We start from the raw sequence: 333 nt of genomic DNA, 5'->3' as shown, positions 1-333 counted from the left end.
AATTTCAGAACAACATCCGAAACAGGCCGTGAAAAGCCCGAAACCCAACAAAAGAACAAACCACCACAAACCACAAAGCAAAAACACTTCATAAGGCTCATGCTGGCGTCCAAAAAATTACTACAAAGAAAAAATACAGTTCCCTCAACCCGACGGGGTCAAAAAAGAGGAAACCAAAAAGTTGAACACAATCACATGCCAACCAATCCATCTCAATGCAGCCGAAACACCAAACAGCATTCAAAAGAGTACGTGTTCCACATACCCAACCGGCACACACCAACCAACAAACCACTAAGCCTGCTGGCAGACAAACCAATCAACACACAACCA

General features: G+C 43.8%; 1 protein-coding gene. It reads left to right on the top strand.

Annotation, left to right across the window (positions count from 1 at the left end):
• Positions 1-333, top strand: a 333-nt coding sequence (locus tag QP324_RS11930; RefSeq protein WP_284816195.1) for a hypothetical protein, incomplete at both ends; no start/stop codon positions are given.

The organism is Corynebacterium sp. UMB0012, from assembly GCF_030216265.1.
Lineage (GTDB): Bacteria > Actinomycetota > Actinomycetes > Mycobacteriales > Mycobacteriaceae > Corynebacterium.
The sequence above is the reverse complement of the archived record's forward strand: the minus strand, read 5'-3'. Positions and strand labels throughout refer to the sequence as shown.